This window comes from Cellulomonas fimi ATCC 484 (assembly GCF_000212695.1).
In the GTDB taxonomy this organism is placed as follows: Bacteria; Actinomycetota; Actinomycetes; order Actinomycetales; family Cellulomonadaceae; genus Cellulomonas; species Cellulomonas fimi.
In genome coordinates this window covers 2,686,238-2,703,964 of the sequence record NC_015514.1, presented here as the reverse complement: position 1 = coordinate 2,703,964, position 17,727 = coordinate 2,686,238, and the positions used below count along the sequence as shown (strand labels likewise).

The following is a 17,727-nucleotide window of genomic DNA, read 5'->3' as shown; positions in this document are numbered from 1 at the left end:
GTCAGCGCTCCACGAGGTTGACCAGCGGCCGGCCCGCCACGTACGCGTCGAGGTTCCGCTCGACCAGCGCGGCGGCGCCGACCGGCCGGCCGCCTGCCGCGTGCGGGCTGACGAGCACGCGCGGCTCGTCCCACAGCGGGGACTGCGGCGGCAGCGGCTCGCGGTCGAACACGTCGAGCGCCGCCCCGGCGAGCCGTCCCGCACGCACGGCGTCGAGCAGCGCGGCCTCGTCGAGCGTCGCGCCGCGTCCGACGTTGACGACCCAGGCATGCGGAGGCAGCAGCCGCAGCACCCGGTCGTCGACGGCGTGGCGGGTCGCCGGGGTCGCGGGCAGCAGGCTGACCAGCAGGTCGGTGCGGGGGAGCAGGTCGGGCAGCGCCTCCGTCGTCACCACCGGGTAGCCGTGCCGCTCGCCCGCGGTCGTCGCGACGCCCGTGACGTGCGCGCCGAGTGCGGTCAGGAGCGGGGCGAGGCGGGCCGCGATCGAGCCGAAGCCCCACACGACGACGCGAGCGCCGTCGAGCGTGCGCAGGTCGCCGGCGGGCCGCACGGGCTGCACGCCCCCGAGCTCGCCCGCCCACCGGTGCGCGTCCTGCGCGCGCACGAGGTCGGGCACCCGGCGCACGACGGCCAGCACGAGCGCGAGCGTGTGCTCGGCCACGGGCCCGTCGTGCAGCCCGCGGCCCGACGTGACCACCACGTCGGGCGCGAACCCGGCCTCCAGGACGACGTCCGGCCCCGCGGCGAGCGTCTGCACCCACCGCAGCCGCGTGAGCCGTGCCGCGGCGTCCCGGAGCTGGCGACGGCCGTTGCCCCAGACGACCAGGACCTGCGCATCGACGGCGTCCTGCGGGACCGGTTCCGCCGGGTCGTAGCGCACCAGCCGCACGTCCGCGGAGACACGCGGCGACTCCTCCAGCGTGGTGGGCAGCAGAACGGTGATCACACCCGGATACGATGCCACCGTGCCGTCCATCAGCATGCCGTCGAAGCCCGGGCCCGTGACCGTGATGATCGTCGACGACCACGAGGTGGTCCGTCGCGGGATCGCGGAGGTCGTCGAGAGGACCGACGGCATGACCGTCGTCGCCGAGGCAGGCTCGGTCGCGGACGGCGTGCGCCGTGCCGGGCTGGTCCGCCCGCAGGTCATGCTGGTCGACCTCCAGCTCCCGGACGGGACGGGGATCGACCTCATGCGTGCCGTGCGCGAGACGCAGCCCGACGCGCGCGCGATCGTGCTGACGTCGTTCGACGACGACGACGCGCTGGCCGCCGCGCTCGAGGCGGGCGCCGCCGCGTACCTGCTCAAGTCCGTGCGCGGCGCCGAGATCACCGACGTGATCCGCGCGGTCGCCGCCGGTCGGACGCTGCTCGACGAGCGCACCGTGACGCGCCGCAAGGCCGGGCACGAGGACCCGACGGAGAACCTCACGCCCAGCGAGCTGCGCGTGCTCGACCTCATCGGCGAGGGCCTGTCGAACCGCGAGATCGCCGAGCGTCTCGGCGTCGCGGAGAAGACCGTCAAGAACCACATCACGTCGCTGCTCGCCAAGATGGGCCTGCAGCGCCGCACGCAGGTCGCGGCGTGGGTCGCGTCCCGCAAGCACGTCGGCTGGCGCGCCGAGCCGGGGCACTGACGGCCCACGGGCGACCACCGGCGCCCTGACGCCGGTGCGCGGGGCCCGTGGACGGCCGCCGCCGGTCAGCCGAGCGGCACCTGCCAGGTCAGGAGCGTGCCGCGCCCGTCGGGGGACGCTCCCAGCGTGAACGAGCCGCCGTGCTGGCGCGCCCGCGACGCCAGGTTGCCCGTGCCCGAGCGCCGGTCGCGCCGCGCCGGCAGGCCCGCGCCGTCGTCCTGCACCTCGACGAGCACGCGGCCGAGCGGGCTCGTGCCGTTGACGGACACCCGTACCGTCACGGAGGAGGCGTGCGCGTGCCGGGCGGCGTTCGCCAGCCCCTCGCGCACGACGGCGACGACGTCGTCGGTGAGCTGCTGGCCGACGCGGTCGTCGAAGCGGTCCTCCTCGAACGGGTCGTCGGTCAGCGCGCCGCCGTCGAGGGACAGCAGCACCGACGGCGCGAAGCCCAGGCCGGTGCGGGCCAGCGACGCCTCCCGGCGCAGCCGCTCGACGAGCCCCGTCGCGGCGTCGGGGTCGCGCAGCGCGTAGACGATCTCCCGGATCTGCCGCACGGAGGAGTCGACGTTGTCGAGCGCCTCGTCGACGATGCTCAGCAGCTCGCTCGGGTCGACGCCGCGCGCGGCACGGCGCCTGACGGTCTCGAGCTGCATGCCGGTCGCGAAGAGCTGCTGGATCGCGAGGTCGTGCAGGTCGCGCGCGATGCGCTCGCGCTCGTCGAGCAGGGCCGCGACGTCCTGCGCGTGCCGGGCCTCGGCGAGCACGAACGCGAGCGCGGCCTGGGACGCGAAGGACTCGGCGGTGACGAGGTCGCCGTCCTCGAACGACGCCTCGCCGATGCGGCGCAGCAGGATGAGCACGCCGACGCCGCGGCCCGACGTCTGCATGGGCGCGTACATCGCGGAGCCGAACGCCCGCATCGCGGGCACCTTGACGCTGCGCGACTCCGACAGCGACGGCGTGAGCAGCCCCTTGCCCTCGGTCATCACGGTCCAGGCGCGTCCGCCCTCGGGCATCACCGTGCCGATGAGGTTCTCGGCGTTGTAGCCGTCGACGAGCTCGATGAGCAGGCGCCCGTTGAGGCCCGGCAGGGCGAGGGCCGCGGTGTCGGCGTGCGCGACCTCGCGTGCCGTCTTCGCGATGTGCTCGAGCGCCTCCTCCTCGTCGATGCCCTCGAGCAGCATCGTCGTGATGTCCTGGCCGGCGCGCAGCCAGTGCTCACGGCGTGAGGCCTCGGCGTAGAGCTGGGCGTTCGCGACCGCGACGCCCGCGGCGGCGGCCAGGGAGATGACCATGCTCTCGTCGGCCTCGGTGAACCCGCCCTCCTTCTCGGAGAGGTAGAGCTGGCCGTAGACGCGGTGGCCGGTGCGGACGGAGGCGCCGAGGAACGAGCCCATCGGCGGGTGGTTGGCCGGGAAGCCGCGGAACGCCGGGTGCTGGGTGAGGTCGCCGAGCCGCAGCGCCCCCTCGGGCGGGATCTGGCCCAGGACGCCGAGGGCGTGCGGTGCGGTGCGCAGCATGCGCGCGACGGCCGTGGGGACCCCGGCGTACACGAACGTCGTCGACGTCCCGGTGCCGTCGAGCACGTTGATCGCGGCGTACCGGGCACCCGTGAGCTCGGCGCTGACCTGCACGAACCGGTTGAGGACCGAGGGCAGGTCCAGCTCCGCGGCGACCGAGAGGATCGCGTCGAGGAGGTCGGCGACGCCGTCGCCGGTGAGGTGGACGACGGGCTCGCTGTCCACCTCCGCCAGCACGCCGCGCGCGAACGGCGTGCCCACGACGGGCCGCTCCACGGGCGGATGCTCACTCATGCGTCGCTCCGCCCACGTGCTCCGGGTCTCGCGCACCGTCGCCCTCCCCGGCATCGACCTGCTCGCTGTCCAGGGCCACACGGTAGCCCGGGACGCGCGCGAGCAGGTCGTCGTGGGTGCCCCGCGCGGTGACCCGCCCGTCCTCCAGCCACAGCACCTCGTCGGCGCCGGCGAGCGCCGAGACGCGGTGCGTCACGAGCAGGACGCCGCGCGAGCCCGTGCGGGCCTGCGCGAGGAGCGTGCCGACGAGCCGGTCGGCCGTGGCCGCGTCGAGATGCTCCGCGGGCTCGTCGACGAGCAGGAGCGGGGCGGGCGCGAGCAGCGCGCGGGCGAGCAGGAGGCGGCGGCGCTCGCCGCCCGAGACGGTGCGGGCGTCGGAGCCGACCAGCGTGTCGAGGCCGTCCGGCAGGCCCGCGAGCCACGGGCCGAGGCCCACGCGTCCCAGGGCGTCGCGCGCCTCGTCCGGCGTCACGTCGCCGCGGGCGACGCGCAGGTTCTCCAGGACGGTCGTGCCGAACACGTGCGCGTCCTCGGTGACCGCGACGACCGCGGCGGCGACGACGGGTCGCGGCAACCCGGCGAGATCGGCACCGTCGAGGTGCACCGCACCGTGCGTCGCGGGCAGGAGGCCCGCGAGCGTGAGCAGGGTGGTCGTCTTGCCCGTGCCGCTGGGCCCGACGACGGCGACGGACCGCCCCGGGCGCAGCTCGAGGGCGAGGCCCCGGACGACGTCGGGGCGGTCCGGCCAGCCGCATGCGAGGTCGTCCGCGCGTAGGACGGGTCCGTCGGTGGTCACGGAGGCCTCGGCCGGCGTCCCGGTGGTGGGGGCGGTGCCGCGCGGCGCCGTCCCGGGCGTCGTGGCTGCGTCGTCCAGCAGCGCAAGGATCCGCGCCGCGGCGGCACGCGAGCGCTGCACCTGGATCGCGGCCGCGGGCAGCAGCGACGTCGCCTCGAACGCGGCGAGCGGCGTGAGCACCACCACGGCCAGCTCGACGGGCGCCAGGAGCCCGGCGCGGACGGCGGGGACGCCGGTGGCGAGGGCCGCGAGCACCGCGACGCCGACCGCGAGCTGCCCGAGCGCGGCGGCGACGGCGGCCGGGCGGGCGCCCGCGTCGGCGGCGGCGGTGATCCGGCCGTGCGCGGCCCTCAGCGCGGCGCGCTCGGCGTCGACGCGCCCGGCGACCGCGAGCGGTCCGGCGTCGTCCAGGATCCCGAGGGCGCTGGCCGCCAGGTCCGCGCGCGCGTCGGCGGCCCGGCGCTCGGTGGTGCGGGACGCGCGCGCGGCGAGCAGCGGTGCGACGACCCCCGCGAGCACGAGGCAGCCCGCGAGCGCGAGCCCGGCGGGGATCCAGAACGCGCACATCGCGACGACGGTGCCGACGCCCAGCGTGACGGCGACCGCGGCCGGCAGCAGGCCGCGCACGACCACGTCGCCGACCGCGTCGACGTCGGCGCCGACGCGGGCCAGCAGGTCGCCCCGCCGGACGCCGGCGAGCGCGGCCGTGCGGCCGTCGGCGAGGCGCGCGAACAGGGTCGTGCGGATGTTCGTCATGCCCCGCAGCGCGACGTCGTGCGAGACGAGGCGCTCGAGGTACCGCAGCACGCCGCGGCCGATGCCGAACGCGCGCACCGCGACGGTCGCGACCGACAGCTGCAGCACGGGCGGCATCTGGGACGCGCGCGCGATGAGCCACGCCGACACCGCGGCGAGCGCGACCGCGCACCCGAGGGCGAGCGTGCCGAGCAGCGTGGCCCACAGGACGCGCCGCACGTCGACGTCGAGCAGGCGCACCGCGCGGCGCAGGGTTCCGCGCGGCGGTGCGGCCGGAGCGGGCGACGGCGCGACGCCGGGAGCACCGACGACGGGACCGCCGGCGACGGGACCGCCGACGACGGGACCGCGGACGACGGGAGTACCGACGACGGGACCGGAGGCGGCAGGACCGGCCGAGGCAGGACCTGTGACCTCGAGGCCGGTGACGTCGGGGCCCGGCCCGGCGGGGCCGCCCGTCCCGGCCTGCGGGTGCGCGGCGCTCACGCGGCCACCTCCGCCGGCCGGGCCGCGACCGTCAGGACGACGTCGGCGCAGGCGGTGAGGGACGCGCGGTGCGCGACGAGCACGACGGTCCGGCCCTCGTCGCGCAGCGCGCGCACGGTGTCGAGCACGACGCGCTCGCCCGTGGCGTCGAGGTGGGCGGTGGGCTCGTCGAGCACGACGAGCGGTGCGGGCGACAGCAGCGCGCGCGTGAGGGCGACGCGCTGGCGCTGGCCGACGCTCAGCCCGGCGCCGCCCCGGCCCAGGGTCGTGTCCCAGCCCGCGGGCAGCGCGCCGAGGACCGCGTCGAGGCCCGTCAGCGCCGCGGCGCGCTCCCGTGCGGCACGGTCCCCGCCGACGACCTCGGCCAGCGTGCCGGGCTCGAGCACCGGCCGCTGCGGCAGCCACGCGACCTGCGACCAGTACGCGTCGAGGTCGACCTCCGCCAGCGCCACGACGCCGTCGGGGCCGTCGAGCAGCACCTCGCCCTCGTCGGGTCGCAGGAGCCCGAGCAGCACCTCGACCGCGGTGGTCTTCCCCGCGCCGCTCGGCCCGGTGAGCGCGACGACGGTGCCGGGGCGCACGGTGGCGTCCAGGCCCGCGGGCGCGGTGCCGTCCGTCGCGCGCACGCCGACGCCGACGAGCCGCACGGTCGTGCGGGCGAGGTCGGGGGCGGGCGCGGACCCGCGGGCGGGTGCCGGCTCGTCGAGCACGGCGAACGCCTGCTCGGCCGCGGCGACGCCGTCCGCAGCGGCGTGGAACTGCGCGCCGACCTGGCGCAGGGGCAGGAAGACCTCGGGTGCGAGCACGAGCACCGCGAGGCCGGTCACGAGGTCGAGGTGCCCCTCGACGAGGCGCAGGCCGATGCCGACCGCGACCAGGGCGACGGACAGGGTCGTGAGCAGCTCGAGCACCATGCCCGAGAGGAACGCGATGCGCAGCGTGCCCATCGCGGCGCGGCGGTGCGCGTCCCCGAGGGCCCGCACGCGAGCGGCGGGCCCGTGCTCGCGCCCGAGGGCCTGGAGCGTGGGCAGTCCCGCGACCAGGTCGAGCACCTGCGCGCCGAGCCGTTGCATGGTCGCGAGCCCGCGCTCCGAGCGACCCTGCGTCAGGCGCCCGACGAGCACCATGAAGACGGGGACCAGCGGGATCGTGCCGAGCAGGATGAGCGCCGAGACCCAGTCGAGCCCGAGCACGACGAGCACCGTCCCGGGCGTGACGGTCGCGGCGAGCACGAGCTGGGGCAGGTAGCGCACGAAGTAGGGCTCGAGCGCGTCCAGCCCGCGCGTGACGAGCGTGACGATCCCGGGCCCGTGGCCGGCGGCCAGGTACCGCGGGCCGAGCTCCACGGCGCGGCCCACGACGGCGTCGCGCAGCTCGCCCACGGCACGCGACGCGGCGCGGTGCGCGAACCGCTCCTGCAGGCCCGTGACGAGCACGCGGGCCGCCACGACCCCCGCGAGGCCCGCGAGGTACGGGCTGACCGCCGCGAGGTCGGCGCCGTCGTGGACCGCGCGACCCAGCGCGTGCGCCAGCAGGAGCGCCTGGCCGACCACGAGCGCGGCGGTGACCACGCCGAGGCCGGCCGTCAGCGCGACGTAGCCGCGTGTGCTGTGCGCGTACCGCAGGAGCCGGGGGTCGAGCGGGCGCACGTCAGCGCGGCTCCGCGCCGGCTCGCGCGAACGTCAGGCCCGTGTGGGCGGGGATGTGGTGCCCGCTGATGCGCTTGCGGAACACCCAGTACGTCCAGCCCTGGTAGAGCAGCACGAGGGGCGTGAGGAACGCGGCGACCCACGTCATGACGGTGAGCGTGTAGTCGGTGGAGGACGCGTTGTCGACCGTGAGGGAGTTGGCCGGGTCGAGCGCGGGCATGACGTCCGGGAACATCGAGCCGAAGATCAGCACGACGACGGCGACGATCGCGGCGGCCGAGGCGACGAACGCCTGCCCCTCGCGGCGCGCGCGGGTGGCGAGCACGAGGGCGACGAGCGCGAGCGCGGCGACGACGACCGCGACCCAGGTCCAGGCGACGGAGTAGGCGATCTGCGCCCACACGGCCCAGATGCCGCCGACGAGCAGCGTGGCGACCGACGAGCGGGCCGCGAACGCCCCGGCGCGGGCCCGCACGTCGCCGTCGGACTTCAGCGCGAGGAACACGGCGCCGTGCGTGAGGAAGACGAGGGCCGTGAGCGCGCCGCCGAGCAGCGCGAACGGGGAGAGCAGCGCGAAGAACCCGCCCACGTACTGGTGCTCCGCGTCGAGCTCGACACCCCGCACGAGGTTGGCGAACGCGACGCCCCACAGCACCGCAGGGACCCACGAGCCGACGACGAGCGCCCGGTCGGCCCAGCCGCGCCAGCGGTCGTCGTCGATCTTGCCGCGCCACTCGAACGCGACCACGCGCACGATGAGCGCGAGCAGGATGAGCAGCAGCGGCAGGTAGAAGCCGGAGAACAGCGTGGCGTACCACTCGGGGAAGGCGGCGAACGTCGCGCCGCCCGCGGTGAGCAGCCACACCTCGTTGCCGTCCCAGACGGGGCCGATCGTGTTGATCATGACGCGGCGGTCGCGGTCCTTGGCGGCGCGGTCGCCGCGTCCGAGGATGCCGAGCAGCATCCCGACGCCGAAGTCGAAGCCCTCGAGGACGAGGTAGCCGGTCCAGAGCACGGCGATGAGCAGGAACCAGACGGTCGACAGCTCCATGGTCGTGGGCTCCCGTTCTCAGTACGCGAAGGACAGCGGACGGTCGGTCGACTCGTCGTCCGGGTCCGGTCGGTTGGCGGGGTTGTCGGGGCTCGGGTCCTTCTCGCTGGCGGCGACGCCCTCGACCGCGTAGCGGTGCATGAGCTTGTACCAGAGGACCGCGAGGACGCCGTAGAGCAGCGTGAACGCGACGAGCGAGGTGAGGATCGTGCCGGGGCCGGTCACCGTGGAGACGCCGCGCGCCGTCAGCAGCCAGACGCCGTCCACGCCCGAGGGGTTCGGGTTGGGCGCGACGACCCACGGCTGACGGCCCATCTCGGTGAAGATCCAGCCGAACGCCGACGCGAGGAACGGCGTCGCGAGCGCCGCGACGGCGAGCCGGGACACCCACACGTTCCCGGTGACGCGGCCCTTGCGGGTGACCCACAGAGCGACGAGCGCGAGCGCGGCCGAGCCGACGCCGAACCCGATCATGAGGCGGAACGACCAGTAGGTGACGGCCAGGTTCGGCTGGTAGGAGATGGGGTCGCCGGCCTCGTCCGTGAAGCCGTAGGTCTCCTCGTACTGCGCCTGCAGGTCCTCGACGCCCGGCAGCGGGGTCGTGAGGTCGCCGTGGGCCAGGAACGAGGTCAGGCCGGGGATCTCGATGAGGTGCGCGACGCCCTCGCACGAGTCGGACAGGTCGCCGATCGCGAGGATCGAGAACGGCGCGCCGCCGTCGGTCGTCTGGCAGATCGCCTCCGCGGCCGACATCTTCATCGGCTGCTGCTCGTACATGAGCTTGGCCTGCGCGTCACCGCTGATCGCGACGCCCGCGCCGGAGACGAGCATCGTCACGACGCCGAGGATCACCGCCGGCCGGTAGACGCTGCGCGCGTCGTCCTCGCGGCCGGCGCGGACGAGCTTGACCATCCACCAGGCGGCGATCGCGGCGACGAGCGTGCCCGCCGTGAGGAACGCGGCGCTGATGGTGTGCGGGAAGGCGGCGAGCAGCGTGTTGTTGCTCAGCACGGCGCCGATGTCCGTCATCTCCGCGCGGCCCGTCTCCGGGTTGTACGTCGCGCCGACGGGGTGCTGCATCCAGGAGTTCGCGGCGAGGATGAAGTACGCGGACAGGTTGGTCGCGATCGCGACGGCCCAGATGCACGCGAGGTGGATCTTGCGCGGCAGCTTGTCCCACCCGAAGATCCACAGGCCCAGGAACGTCGACTCGACGAAGAACGCGGCGAGCGCCTCCATGGCCAGCGGCGCCCCGAACACGTCGCCGACGAAGCGCGAGTACTCCGACCACGCCATGCCGAACTGGAACTCCTGCACGATGCCGGTGGCGACACCGATCGCGAAGTTGATGAGCAGGAGCTTGCCGAAGAACTTGGTCAGCCGCAGCCAGCGCTCGTCGCCGGTCCGGACCCAGAAGGTCTGCATGATCGCGACGAGGGGGGCGAGCCCGATCGTCAGCGGCACGAAGATGAAGTGGTAGACGGTCGTGATGCCGAACTGCCAGCGGGCGAGGTCGAGGGCGTCCACGTGGTTCTCCGTGCTCTCGGGCCGGACGTCGGGGGCGGGCCGCAGGGGGGCGGTCGACCGGGTGGACGACCGACTGCGGACCTGGGGGAACGCTAGGGAACGGCACCCTTCCGGCCCGTGGGACGAAGGTCCCGGGTGCTGACGCACCGTCGTGAAAACCCTCGTCGCGAACGGGCCCGCACCGCACGGCTGTCGTGCACGTCACGGCCGGCGCGCCACGCCTGCGGGCGGCACCGCGCCCGCGGGAGCCCCCTGTGCGATACTGACCACGGTTCGTCGGCGCCCACACCGCGGACGGACCCTTGAGCTCGCAGCACCAGCGCGTCTTGCGCGCCAGTCCGCCGCTCGGCCGTGACGCTCCCACCGGAGCGCGACGCCAGCAGGCGACGGCGCCGGCCCAGGTGCAGCAGCCACGACCGACGACTTCCGTCGCCGCGCCGAGGGCGTGCGTGACGACCGACCGACCGAGGACCGCCGAGTGTGGGCGGGGACCCCCGGTACCCAGGAGCACGTCGCGTGACCCCCGAGAACATCTCCGAGACCGCAGCAGCCACCAGCACGCCGGCCGGAGGTGAGGTCGCGCCGGCACCGGCGCGCCGCCGCCGGGCGACGCGGACGACGTCCGCACCCGTCGCCGACGCCGTGCCGGCCGAGACCGAGGCAGCCCCGGCAGCGGCGCCCGCCGAGGACGCCGCGCCCGTCAAGGCCAGGCGGACCCGCGCCCGCCGCGCCACCACCGCCCCCGCGGCGGAGCCGGCGGCGACGGACGCACCGGACGCACCCACCCCGGACACCGCCGTGGTGGAGCGCCGTGCCGCGTCCGCGTCGGTCGAGGCTCCGGCCGAGCCGGTGGCGGGCGCCGAGCCCGAGCCCGCGACCAAGCCCGCGCGCCGCTCGCGGCGCGTCACGCGCACGGTCGGCGTCCCGGCCGAGGCCGCGCCGCCCGCCGACGCGCCCGAGCCCGCCGCCGACGTGCCCGCCGCTGCACCGGCCGCGCAGAGCCCTGCCGCGGCGACCGAGACGCCTGCCGAGGCTCCGACCACGCCCGCGCGCCGCCGCCGGGCGGCCGGTCGCCCTGCCGCGGCCCCGGAGGCCGTCGTGGCCCCGCCCGAGCCGGCCGTCGTGCCGGAGCCGGACGAGGAGGAGGACGTTGACGAGACGGCGCCGGCCGAGGCCGGCCAGGCGCTCGACGTCCTCGCCGCCCTCGCCGACGTGCGCCCCGCCGAGAGCGCGGCGCCGCCCGCGCCGTCGGGACCGCGCCTAGCGACCACCGCGCTGCTGTTCCAGGCCCCCGACCCGTCGGCCGCGCGCCCGCGCCGCCGCCGGGCGCAGGCCAGCGCCGGGTCGCCCGAGGAGATCTCCGAGGCAGCGCGCCGTGCCGAGCGCGAGCAGGCCGAGCGCGAGCAGGCCGAGCGCGAGCAGGCCGACCGTGCGCGGGCCGGGGGTGAGCAGGCCGGTGACGCGCAGGGCGCCACGGCCGAGCAGGCCGAGTCCACGGGAACCGAGTCGGGCCGTGGGTCGCGCCGTCGTGGCCGGCGCGCAGGCCGGTCCGCCGCCAGCGCCGCTCCGGAGCAGGACGAGACCGCGACCGACGTGTCCGGCACCGAGGTCGTGCCCGAGGAGGATGCAGATCTCGAAGGGCTGCTCGTCGCGGCCGGCGAGCAGGACGACCAGGCCGACGAGCAGTCGGACGAGCTGGACGCCGAGCAGGTCGACGAGGCGGGCGAGGGCGCTGGTCAGCGCCGTCGTCGTCGCCGGGGCGGCCGTGGGCGCCGCAACAAGACCGAGACGTCGGAGACGGACGCCGAGGCGGGCGACGCCGACGAGGACGACACCGACGCGCAGGACGCCGAGGCCGACACCGAGGACGCCGACGCCGAGGACGGCGGCGGCTCGAGCCGTCGTCGTCGCCGCCGTCGCCGGGGCAGCCGCGGCGAGTCCGGCGAGGCCGAGCGGCCCCGCCGCGCGAGCGACGAGGTCACCGCGCTGCGCGGCTCGACGCGGCTCGAGGCCAAGCGCCAGCGTCGCCGCGAGGGCCGCGACGCCGGGCGTCGCCGCCAGATCATCAGCGAGGCGGAGTTCCTCGCCCGGCGCGAGTCGGTCGAGCGGACGATGGTCGTGCGCGAGCGCGCGGGCCGCACGCAGATCGCCGTCCTGGAGGACGGCGTGCTCGTCGAGCACTACGTCTCGAACCAGGCGCAGACCTCGATGGTCGGCAACGTCTACCTCGGCCGCGTGCAGAACGTGCTGCCGAGCATGGAGGCGGCCTTCGTCGACGTCGGCAAGGGCCGCAACGCCGTGCTGTACGCAGGCGAGGTCAACTGGGACGCCGCCGGCCTCGAGGGCCAGCCGCGGCGCATCGAGCAGGCGCTGAAGTCCGGCGACTCGGTGCTCGTCCAGGTCACCAAGGACCCCATCGGGCACAAGGGTGCGCGTCTGACCTCGCAGGTCACGCTCGCGGGCCGCTACCTCGTGTTCGTCCCGGGCGGCGGCATGACGGGCATCAGCCGCAAGCTCCCGGACACCGAGCGCAACCGTCTGAAGAAGATCCTGCGCGAGGTCGTGCCGGACTCGGCGGGCGTCATCGTGCGCACCGCCGCGGAGGGTGCCTCGGAGGAGGAGCTGCGGGCCGACGTCGCACGGCTGCAGGGCCAGTGGGAGGCCATCGAGAAGAAGGCCAGGACCGCGTCGGCGCCCGCGCTGCTGCAGGGCGAGCCCGACATGGCGATCCGCGTCGTGCGCGACATCTTCAACGACGACTTCTCCGCGCTCGTGGTCCAGGGCGACGAGGCGTGGTCGACCATCTCGTCGTACATCGACGAGCTCGCGCCGGACCTCGCGCAGAAGGTCTCGAAGTGGACCGGGACGCAGGACGTGTTCACGGTGCACCGGGTCGACGAGCAGCTCGCCAAGGGCATGGACCGCAAGGTCTGGCTGCCGTCGGGCGGCTCGCTCGTCATCGACCGCACCGAGGCCATGACGGTCGTCGACGTCAACACCGGCAAGTTCACGGGCTCGGGCGGCACGCTCGAGGAGACCGTGACGCGCAACAACCTGGAGGCCGCGGAGGAGATCGTCCGCCAGCTCCGGCTGCGCGACATCGGCGGCATCATCGTCATCGACTTCATCGACATGGTCCTGGAGTCGAACCGCGACCTCGTCCTGCGCCGGCTGGTCGAGTGCCTCGGCCGGGACCGGACCAAGCACCAGGTCGCCGAGGTGACGTCGCTCGGTCTCGTGCAGATGACCCGCAAGCGCGTGGGCCAGGGTCTGGTCGAGGCGTTCTCCGAGACGTGCGAGCACTGCCACGGCCGCGGGTTCATCGTGCACGCGGACCCCGTCGAGAAGAACGGCCGCCCCGAGGCCGGCGCCCCGCAGGCGCCCGTCGCGGAGGGCGAGTCGAAGCGGTCGCGGCGCAAGCGCGGGACGGCGAAGGAGGCGGCGCCGGCGGCGCAGCACCCGGGCGTCCCGGTGCTGCCCGAGGCCCGCGAGGCGGTCAAGGCCACGCTCGCGACGATCGCGGCGGCGGCGGCGCACGCGCACGAGCACGACCACGAGCACCACGAGGCGGCGGAGGCCGTCGCGTCCGCCCCCGTCACGTCGGAGCCCGTCGAGGTCACGGCTGGCGACGGTGACGCCGGCCGGTCGCCCGAGGTCGACCACGCGCACGCCGAGCCCGTGCTCGACGTCCTGGCCGCGCTCGCGGCGAGCGGCGTGGCGCGCGAGGAGACGACCGAACCCGCTCAGGACGAGACGCCCGGCGCCCTCCCGCAGGACGTGGACGAGGTCGCGGACGAGCCGCTCGCGCTCACCCCGGTGTCGCCCGACCTGTTCGCGGACACGGCGGACGACGACGCGGACGGTGCGCCGGCCGACGAGGACGGCGACGCCCGGTCCTGACGGACGGACGACGACGCCCGCGCGCCCTGGAGGCGCGCGGGCGTCGTCGCGTCAGGACGGTCCCGTGCCGCCGTGCGGCACCGTCGTGCCTCGACCGCCCGGCCGGTCTGCTGCTCGGTCGTCCCGCGCCGCGGGCGGTGTCAGCGCTTCTCGGAGGTGTCGTCCTGGTGCCCGGCGCTGCGCCGCAGCGCACGTCCACGCGCCACGTCCTGCGCCTTCTTGGCCTGCTTCTTCTCGCTCGCCTTGGTGTCCCGCGGCGGGAGCTGGAGCGTCTCCTCGGCCTCGATCCCGCCCTGCAGCTGGCGACCGCGCTCGAGCTCGGCGTCCAGCTCGGCGCCGAACAGCAGCGCGAGGTTGCTGATCCACAGCCACAGCAGGAACACGACGACGCCCGCCAGCGACCCGTACGTCGCGTCGTACGACGCGAACGTCGTGACGTAGAAGCCGAAGGCCACCGAGGCCAGCGCCCAGACGAGCAGCGCGACGGCCGCCCCCACGCTGATCCAGCGGAACTTCGGCTGCCGGACGTTGGGCGTCGCGTGGTAGAGGACCGCGATCGCGACGACCACCAGCACGACGACGACGGGCCACTTGAACACGTTCCACACCGTGACGGCCGTGCCGCTGAGCCCGACGGCGTCGCCGATCGTGCGGGCGACCGGGCCGGACAGCACCATCGCGACGACGACCAGGACGGCGATGAGGACGAGCGCGAGCGTGACGAGCAGGATCACGGGCCGCAGCTTCCAGATCGGCCGTCCCTCGTCGACCTCGTAGATGCGGTTCATGCCGCGCCCGAACGCGGCGACGTACCCGGACGCGGACCACAGCGCGAGCAGCACGCCGAGGACGAGCGCGACGCCGGCCTTGGAGTTCGACGTCACGGCCTGCACGATCGGCTCGACGGTCTGCGCGGCGTCCTCGGGGGCACCCAGGTCGGCGACGAGGTCCATGACGCGGTTGAGCGTCTGCTCGGGGTCGCCGACGAGGCCCAGCACGGACACGACGGCGAGGAGCGCGGGGGCGATCGCCAGGACCGCGTAGTAGGTGAGCGCGGCGGCCTGGTCGGTGCACTCGTCGGCGAGGAACTCCCGCACGGTGCGCCGGCCGACGTACTTCCAGGACGGCGGGTGCAGGTCGCCGGGGGAGTCGGGCTTGCGCGGGTCGTCGGGCGACGGTGCGGAGTCCTTGGCGGTGCTGGTGCTGCGGGTCGTGTCGTCGTCCACGGCGCCTCCTCGCGTGCTGGCGGCGGGTGCGGGACGCCTCTTGCCCGCCACGGTCCGTGCGGCCGACGCTAGGCCGCGCGGGCGTCCGCGGCATCTCGGGCGGGCCGGTCCTCGGGGAGGCCGCGCCTCGTGCACGGTCGTGCCGAGCACCCGGGGGCACGCGGGGCCGGGGGTCGTCGCCCGGGGCCCGACGAGGACGCGGACGTGCGCTTCGCGTCCGGGGTGGACGTCGTCGGGCGCGGTCTGGAGCAGCACCTCGCGGGAGCAGGCGGACGCGGCCCGGCGGCGGGCGCCCGCACGGCAGGCTGACGTGCCGGCGTGCGCTCCGTCACACCGGGGCGGTTCGCGGCCCGGCGCCGCACCCCAGGTTTGACCCTGCGTCGGTCGGTCCGTACCCTAGAACGTCGGCGCGTCTGTGCGCGCTGGTCATGTGTGCCGCCGCAAACGGCGTCGACGCGACTCCCCTCGGACCCGGTCCCTCCGGTCGGTGCGGGACGTGCGCGGACGCGGGCAGGCACCCACAGGCTTTTGACCGAGCAGTTCGACGAGCAGAGATGAGCAGCAACGTGGTGTACGCGATCGTGAAGGCTGGCGGCCGCCAGGAGAAGGTCGCGGTGGGCGACGTCGTCGTCGTCGACCGCCTCGCCGCGCAGGCCGGTTCGACCGTCGAGCTCCCGGCTCTGCTGCTCGTGGACGGCGAGAAGGTCACCACCGACGCCGCGGCGCTGGCCAAGGTGACGGTGACGGCGGAGGTCGTGCGGGACGAGAAGGGCCCGAAGATCGACATCCTCAAGTACAAGAACAAGACCGGCTACCGCAAGCGCCAGGGTCACCGTCAGGCGCTGACCCGCCTCAAGGTCACCGGCATCAAGTGAGCCTTCCCGCGGCGCGCTGACGCCGCGGCCCCCGCCTTCCGCAGCAGCAAGAGAGCAGGTTCGTCATGGCACACAAGAAGGGCGCGAGCTCCTCGCGCAACGGTCGCGACTCCAACGCGCAGCGCCTCGGCGTCAAGCGCTTCGGCGGTCAGGTCGTCAAGGCCGGCGAGATCATCGTCCGCCAGCGCGGCACGCACTTCCACCCCGGCAACAACGTGGGCCGTGGCGGCGACGACACGCTGTTCGCGCTGACCGCCGGTGCGGTGGCGTTCGCCACGCGTCGCGGCCGCAAGGTCGTCGACATCGTCTCGGTCGAGGCCTGAGACCACACACACGTAGTCGACGAAGGGGCGCACCGGTGCGGTGCGCCCCTTCGTCGTGTGACGATCACGAGAGCCGTCGGTGAGCGACGGAGGACAGGAGGCCTGCCGTGGCGACGTTCGTCGACCGGGTCGTGCTGCACGCGACCGGCGGTGACGGTGGGCACGGGTGCGCGTCCATCCACCGGGAGAAGTTCAAGCCGTTGGCCGGCCCCGACGGGGGCAACGGGGGCAACGGCGGGTCGGTGATCCTCGAGGTGGATCCGCAGGTCACCACCCTGCTGGAGTTCCACCACCTGCCGCACCGGCGCGCCGCGTCCGGCACGCAGGGGATGGGCGACCACCGGCAGGGCGCGACGGGCCCGGACCTGGTGCTCGGCGTCCCCGACGGCACCGTCGTGAAGGGCCCCGACGGCGAGGTGCTCGCGGACCTCGTCGGCGTCGGCGCGCGGTACGTCGCCGCCGCGGGCGGGCGCGGGGGCCTCGGCAACGCCGCGCTGTCCTCGCCGCGCCGCAAGGCCCCCGGCTTCGCGCTGCTCGGCGAGCCGGGCGAGACGCAGGACGTCGTGCTCGAGCTCAAGACGATCGCGGACGTCGCGCTCGTCGGGTACCCGAGCGCCGGCAAGTCGAGCCTCGTCGCCGCGATCTCGGCCGCCCGCCCCAAGATCGCGGACTACCCGTTCACCACGCTCGTGCCGAACCTCGGCGTCGTGCAGGCCGGCTCCTCGCGGTACACCGTCGCCGACGTGCCCGGGCTCATCCCCGGCGCCTCGCAGGGGCGCGGCCTGGGCCTGGAGTTCCTGCGGCACATCGAGCGGTGCGCGGTCATCGTGCACGTGCTCGACTGCGCGACGCTCGAGCCCGATCGTGACCCGGTCTCCGACCTCGACGTCATCGAGGCCGAGCTCGCGTCCTACGCCGGGGACCTCGGCATCGAGGGCGGCCGCGTGCCGCTCACCGAGCGCCCGCGGGTCGTCGTGCTCAACAAGATCGACGTGCCCGAGGCGCGCGACCTCGCCGACCTCGTGCGCCCCGAGCTCGAGGCGCGCGGCCTGCCGGTGTTCGAGGTGTCGACCGCGAGCCACGAGGGCCTGCGTCCGCTGACGTTCGCGCTCGCCGAGCGCGTCGAGCGTGCGCGGCGGGAGTCGCCACCGCCCGAGGCGACGCGCGTCGTCCTGCGGCCGAAGGCCGTCGACGACTCCGGGTTCACCGTCACGCGGCGCACGGGTGGCGGCGCCGTGTGGTTCGCGGTGCGCGGGGAGAAGCCCGAGCGCTGGGTGCGGCAGACCGACTTCGCGAACGACGAGGCCGTCGGGTACCTCGCGGACCGGCTCGCGCGACTCGGGGTCGAGGAGAAGCTGTTCGCGGCGGGTGCCGTCGCGGGCGACGAGGTGCGCATCGGCCCCGACACGAACGCGGTCGTCTTCGACTGGGAGCCGACGCTCAGCACCGGGGCCGAGCTGCTCGGCGGGCCGCGCGGCACCGACGTGCGGCTCGAGGACCGCTCGCGCCCGACGCGCGGCGAGAAGCGCCATGAGTACAAGGAGCGCATGGACGCCAAGGCGGCCGCGCGCGACGAGCTGTGGACCGAGCGGCAGCACGGCGTCTGGACGGACCCCGAGCGCGACGACTGACCACGGGTGCGCGTCGTCCGGCGAGCGGATGCTGCGCAGGTGAGGCGGTCACGCGG

At 75.3% G+C, this 17,727-nt stretch carries 12 protein-coding genes; 5 read left to right on the top strand and 7 right to left on the bottom strand.

All coding sequences use genetic code 11. The features are described 5' to 3' along the window. Position 1: 1 nt before the first annotated feature. The gene (locus CELF_RS12285) at positions 2 to 976 is read right to left on the bottom strand and encodes a phosphoglycerate dehydrogenase (protein WP_013771587.1); all 975 of its coding nucleotides are present in this window, start codon (positions 974 to 976) and stop codon (positions 2 to 4) included. Positions 977 to 980: 4 nt separating this feature from the next. On the opposite strand from CELF_RS12285, the gene CELF_RS12280 reads away from it, so the two are divergent. Further along, positions 981 to 1,637, top strand: a complete 657-nt coding sequence (locus tag CELF_RS12280) for a response regulator (protein ID WP_013771586.1) — start codon at positions 981 to 983, stop codon at positions 1,635 to 1,637. A 65-nt stretch (positions 1,638 to 1,702) separates the two neighbouring features. Here CELF_RS12280 and CELF_RS12275 read toward each other — a convergent pair whose 3' ends face one another. Genes CELF_RS12275 through CELF_RS12255 form a run of 5 tightly spaced genes read right to left on the bottom strand, consistent with a single transcriptional unit; the run spans position 1,703 to position 9,716 of the window. Continuing rightward, positions 1,703 to 3,451 carry a GAF domain-containing sensor histidine kinase gene (locus CELF_RS12275; protein ID WP_013771585.1) on the bottom strand — a complete coding sequence of 583 codons (1,749 nt, stop codon included), beginning with the start codon at positions 3,449 to 3,451 and terminating at the stop codon, positions 1,703 to 1,705. Beyond that, a complete protein-coding gene (gene cydC, locus CELF_RS12270; RefSeq protein WP_013771584.1) occupies positions 3,444 to 5,489 on the bottom strand; it encodes a thiol reductant ABC exporter subunit CydC in 2,046 nt (681 codons plus the stop codon). The genes CELF_RS12275 and cydC overlap by 8 nt, the downstream gene beginning before the upstream one ends. Beyond that, positions 5,486 to 7,138, bottom strand: a complete 1,653-nt coding sequence (gene cydD, locus CELF_RS12265) for a thiol reductant ABC exporter subunit CydD (protein WP_013771583.1) — start codon at positions 7,136 to 7,138, stop codon at positions 5,486 to 5,488. Before cydD ends, cydC begins: the two co-directional genes overlap by 4 nt. Before the next feature lies 1 nt (position 7,139). Continuing rightward, entirely contained in the window at positions 7,140 to 8,189 is a 1,050-nt protein-coding gene (gene cydB, locus CELF_RS12260) for a cytochrome d ubiquinol oxidase subunit II (protein WP_013771582.1), read from the bottom strand. Between the two features lie 18 nt (positions 8,190 to 8,207). Continuing rightward, positions 8,208 to 9,716: a cytochrome ubiquinol oxidase subunit I gene (locus CELF_RS12255; RefSeq protein ID WP_013771581.1), complete on the bottom strand. Its 1,509-nt coding sequence runs from the start codon at positions 9,714 to 9,716 to the stop codon at positions 8,208 to 8,210. A gap of 516 nt (positions 9,717 to 10,232) precedes the next feature. On the opposite strand from CELF_RS12255, the gene CELF_RS12250 reads away from it, so the two are divergent. Next, a complete protein-coding gene (locus CELF_RS12250; RefSeq protein ID WP_013771580.1) occupies positions 10,233 to 13,616 on the top strand; it encodes a ribonuclease E/G in 3,384 nt (1,127 codons plus the stop codon). Positions 13,617 to 13,756: 140 nt separating this feature from the next. Here the strand turns inward: CELF_RS12250 and CELF_RS12245 are convergent, their stop codons facing one another. Next, entirely contained in the window at positions 13,757 to 14,842 is a 1,086-nt protein-coding gene (locus tag CELF_RS12245) for a YihY/virulence factor BrkB family protein (RefSeq protein WP_013771579.1), read from the bottom strand. A 566-nt stretch (positions 14,843 to 15,408) separates the two neighbouring features. On the opposite strand from CELF_RS12245, the gene rplU reads away from it, so the two are divergent. The 3 genes from rplU (at position 15,409) to obgE (ending at position 17,671) form a co-directional block, all read left to right on the top strand. After that, a complete protein-coding gene (gene rplU, locus CELF_RS12240) occupies positions 15,409 to 15,717 on the top strand; it encodes a 50S ribosomal protein L21 (protein WP_197722558.1) in 309 nt (102 codons plus the stop codon). Between the two features lie 65 nt (positions 15,718 to 15,782). Then, a complete protein-coding gene (gene rpmA / locus CELF_RS12235; protein WP_013771577.1) occupies positions 15,783 to 16,040 on the top strand; it encodes a 50S ribosomal protein L27 in 258 nt (85 codons plus the stop codon). 107 nt (positions 16,041 to 16,147) lie between these two features. Next, positions 16,148 to 17,671, top strand: a complete 1,524-nt coding sequence (obgE, locus tag CELF_RS12230) for a GTPase ObgE (RefSeq protein WP_013771576.1) — start codon at positions 16,148 to 16,150, stop codon at positions 17,669 to 17,671. Positions 17,672 to 17,727: the final 56 nt, after the last annotated feature.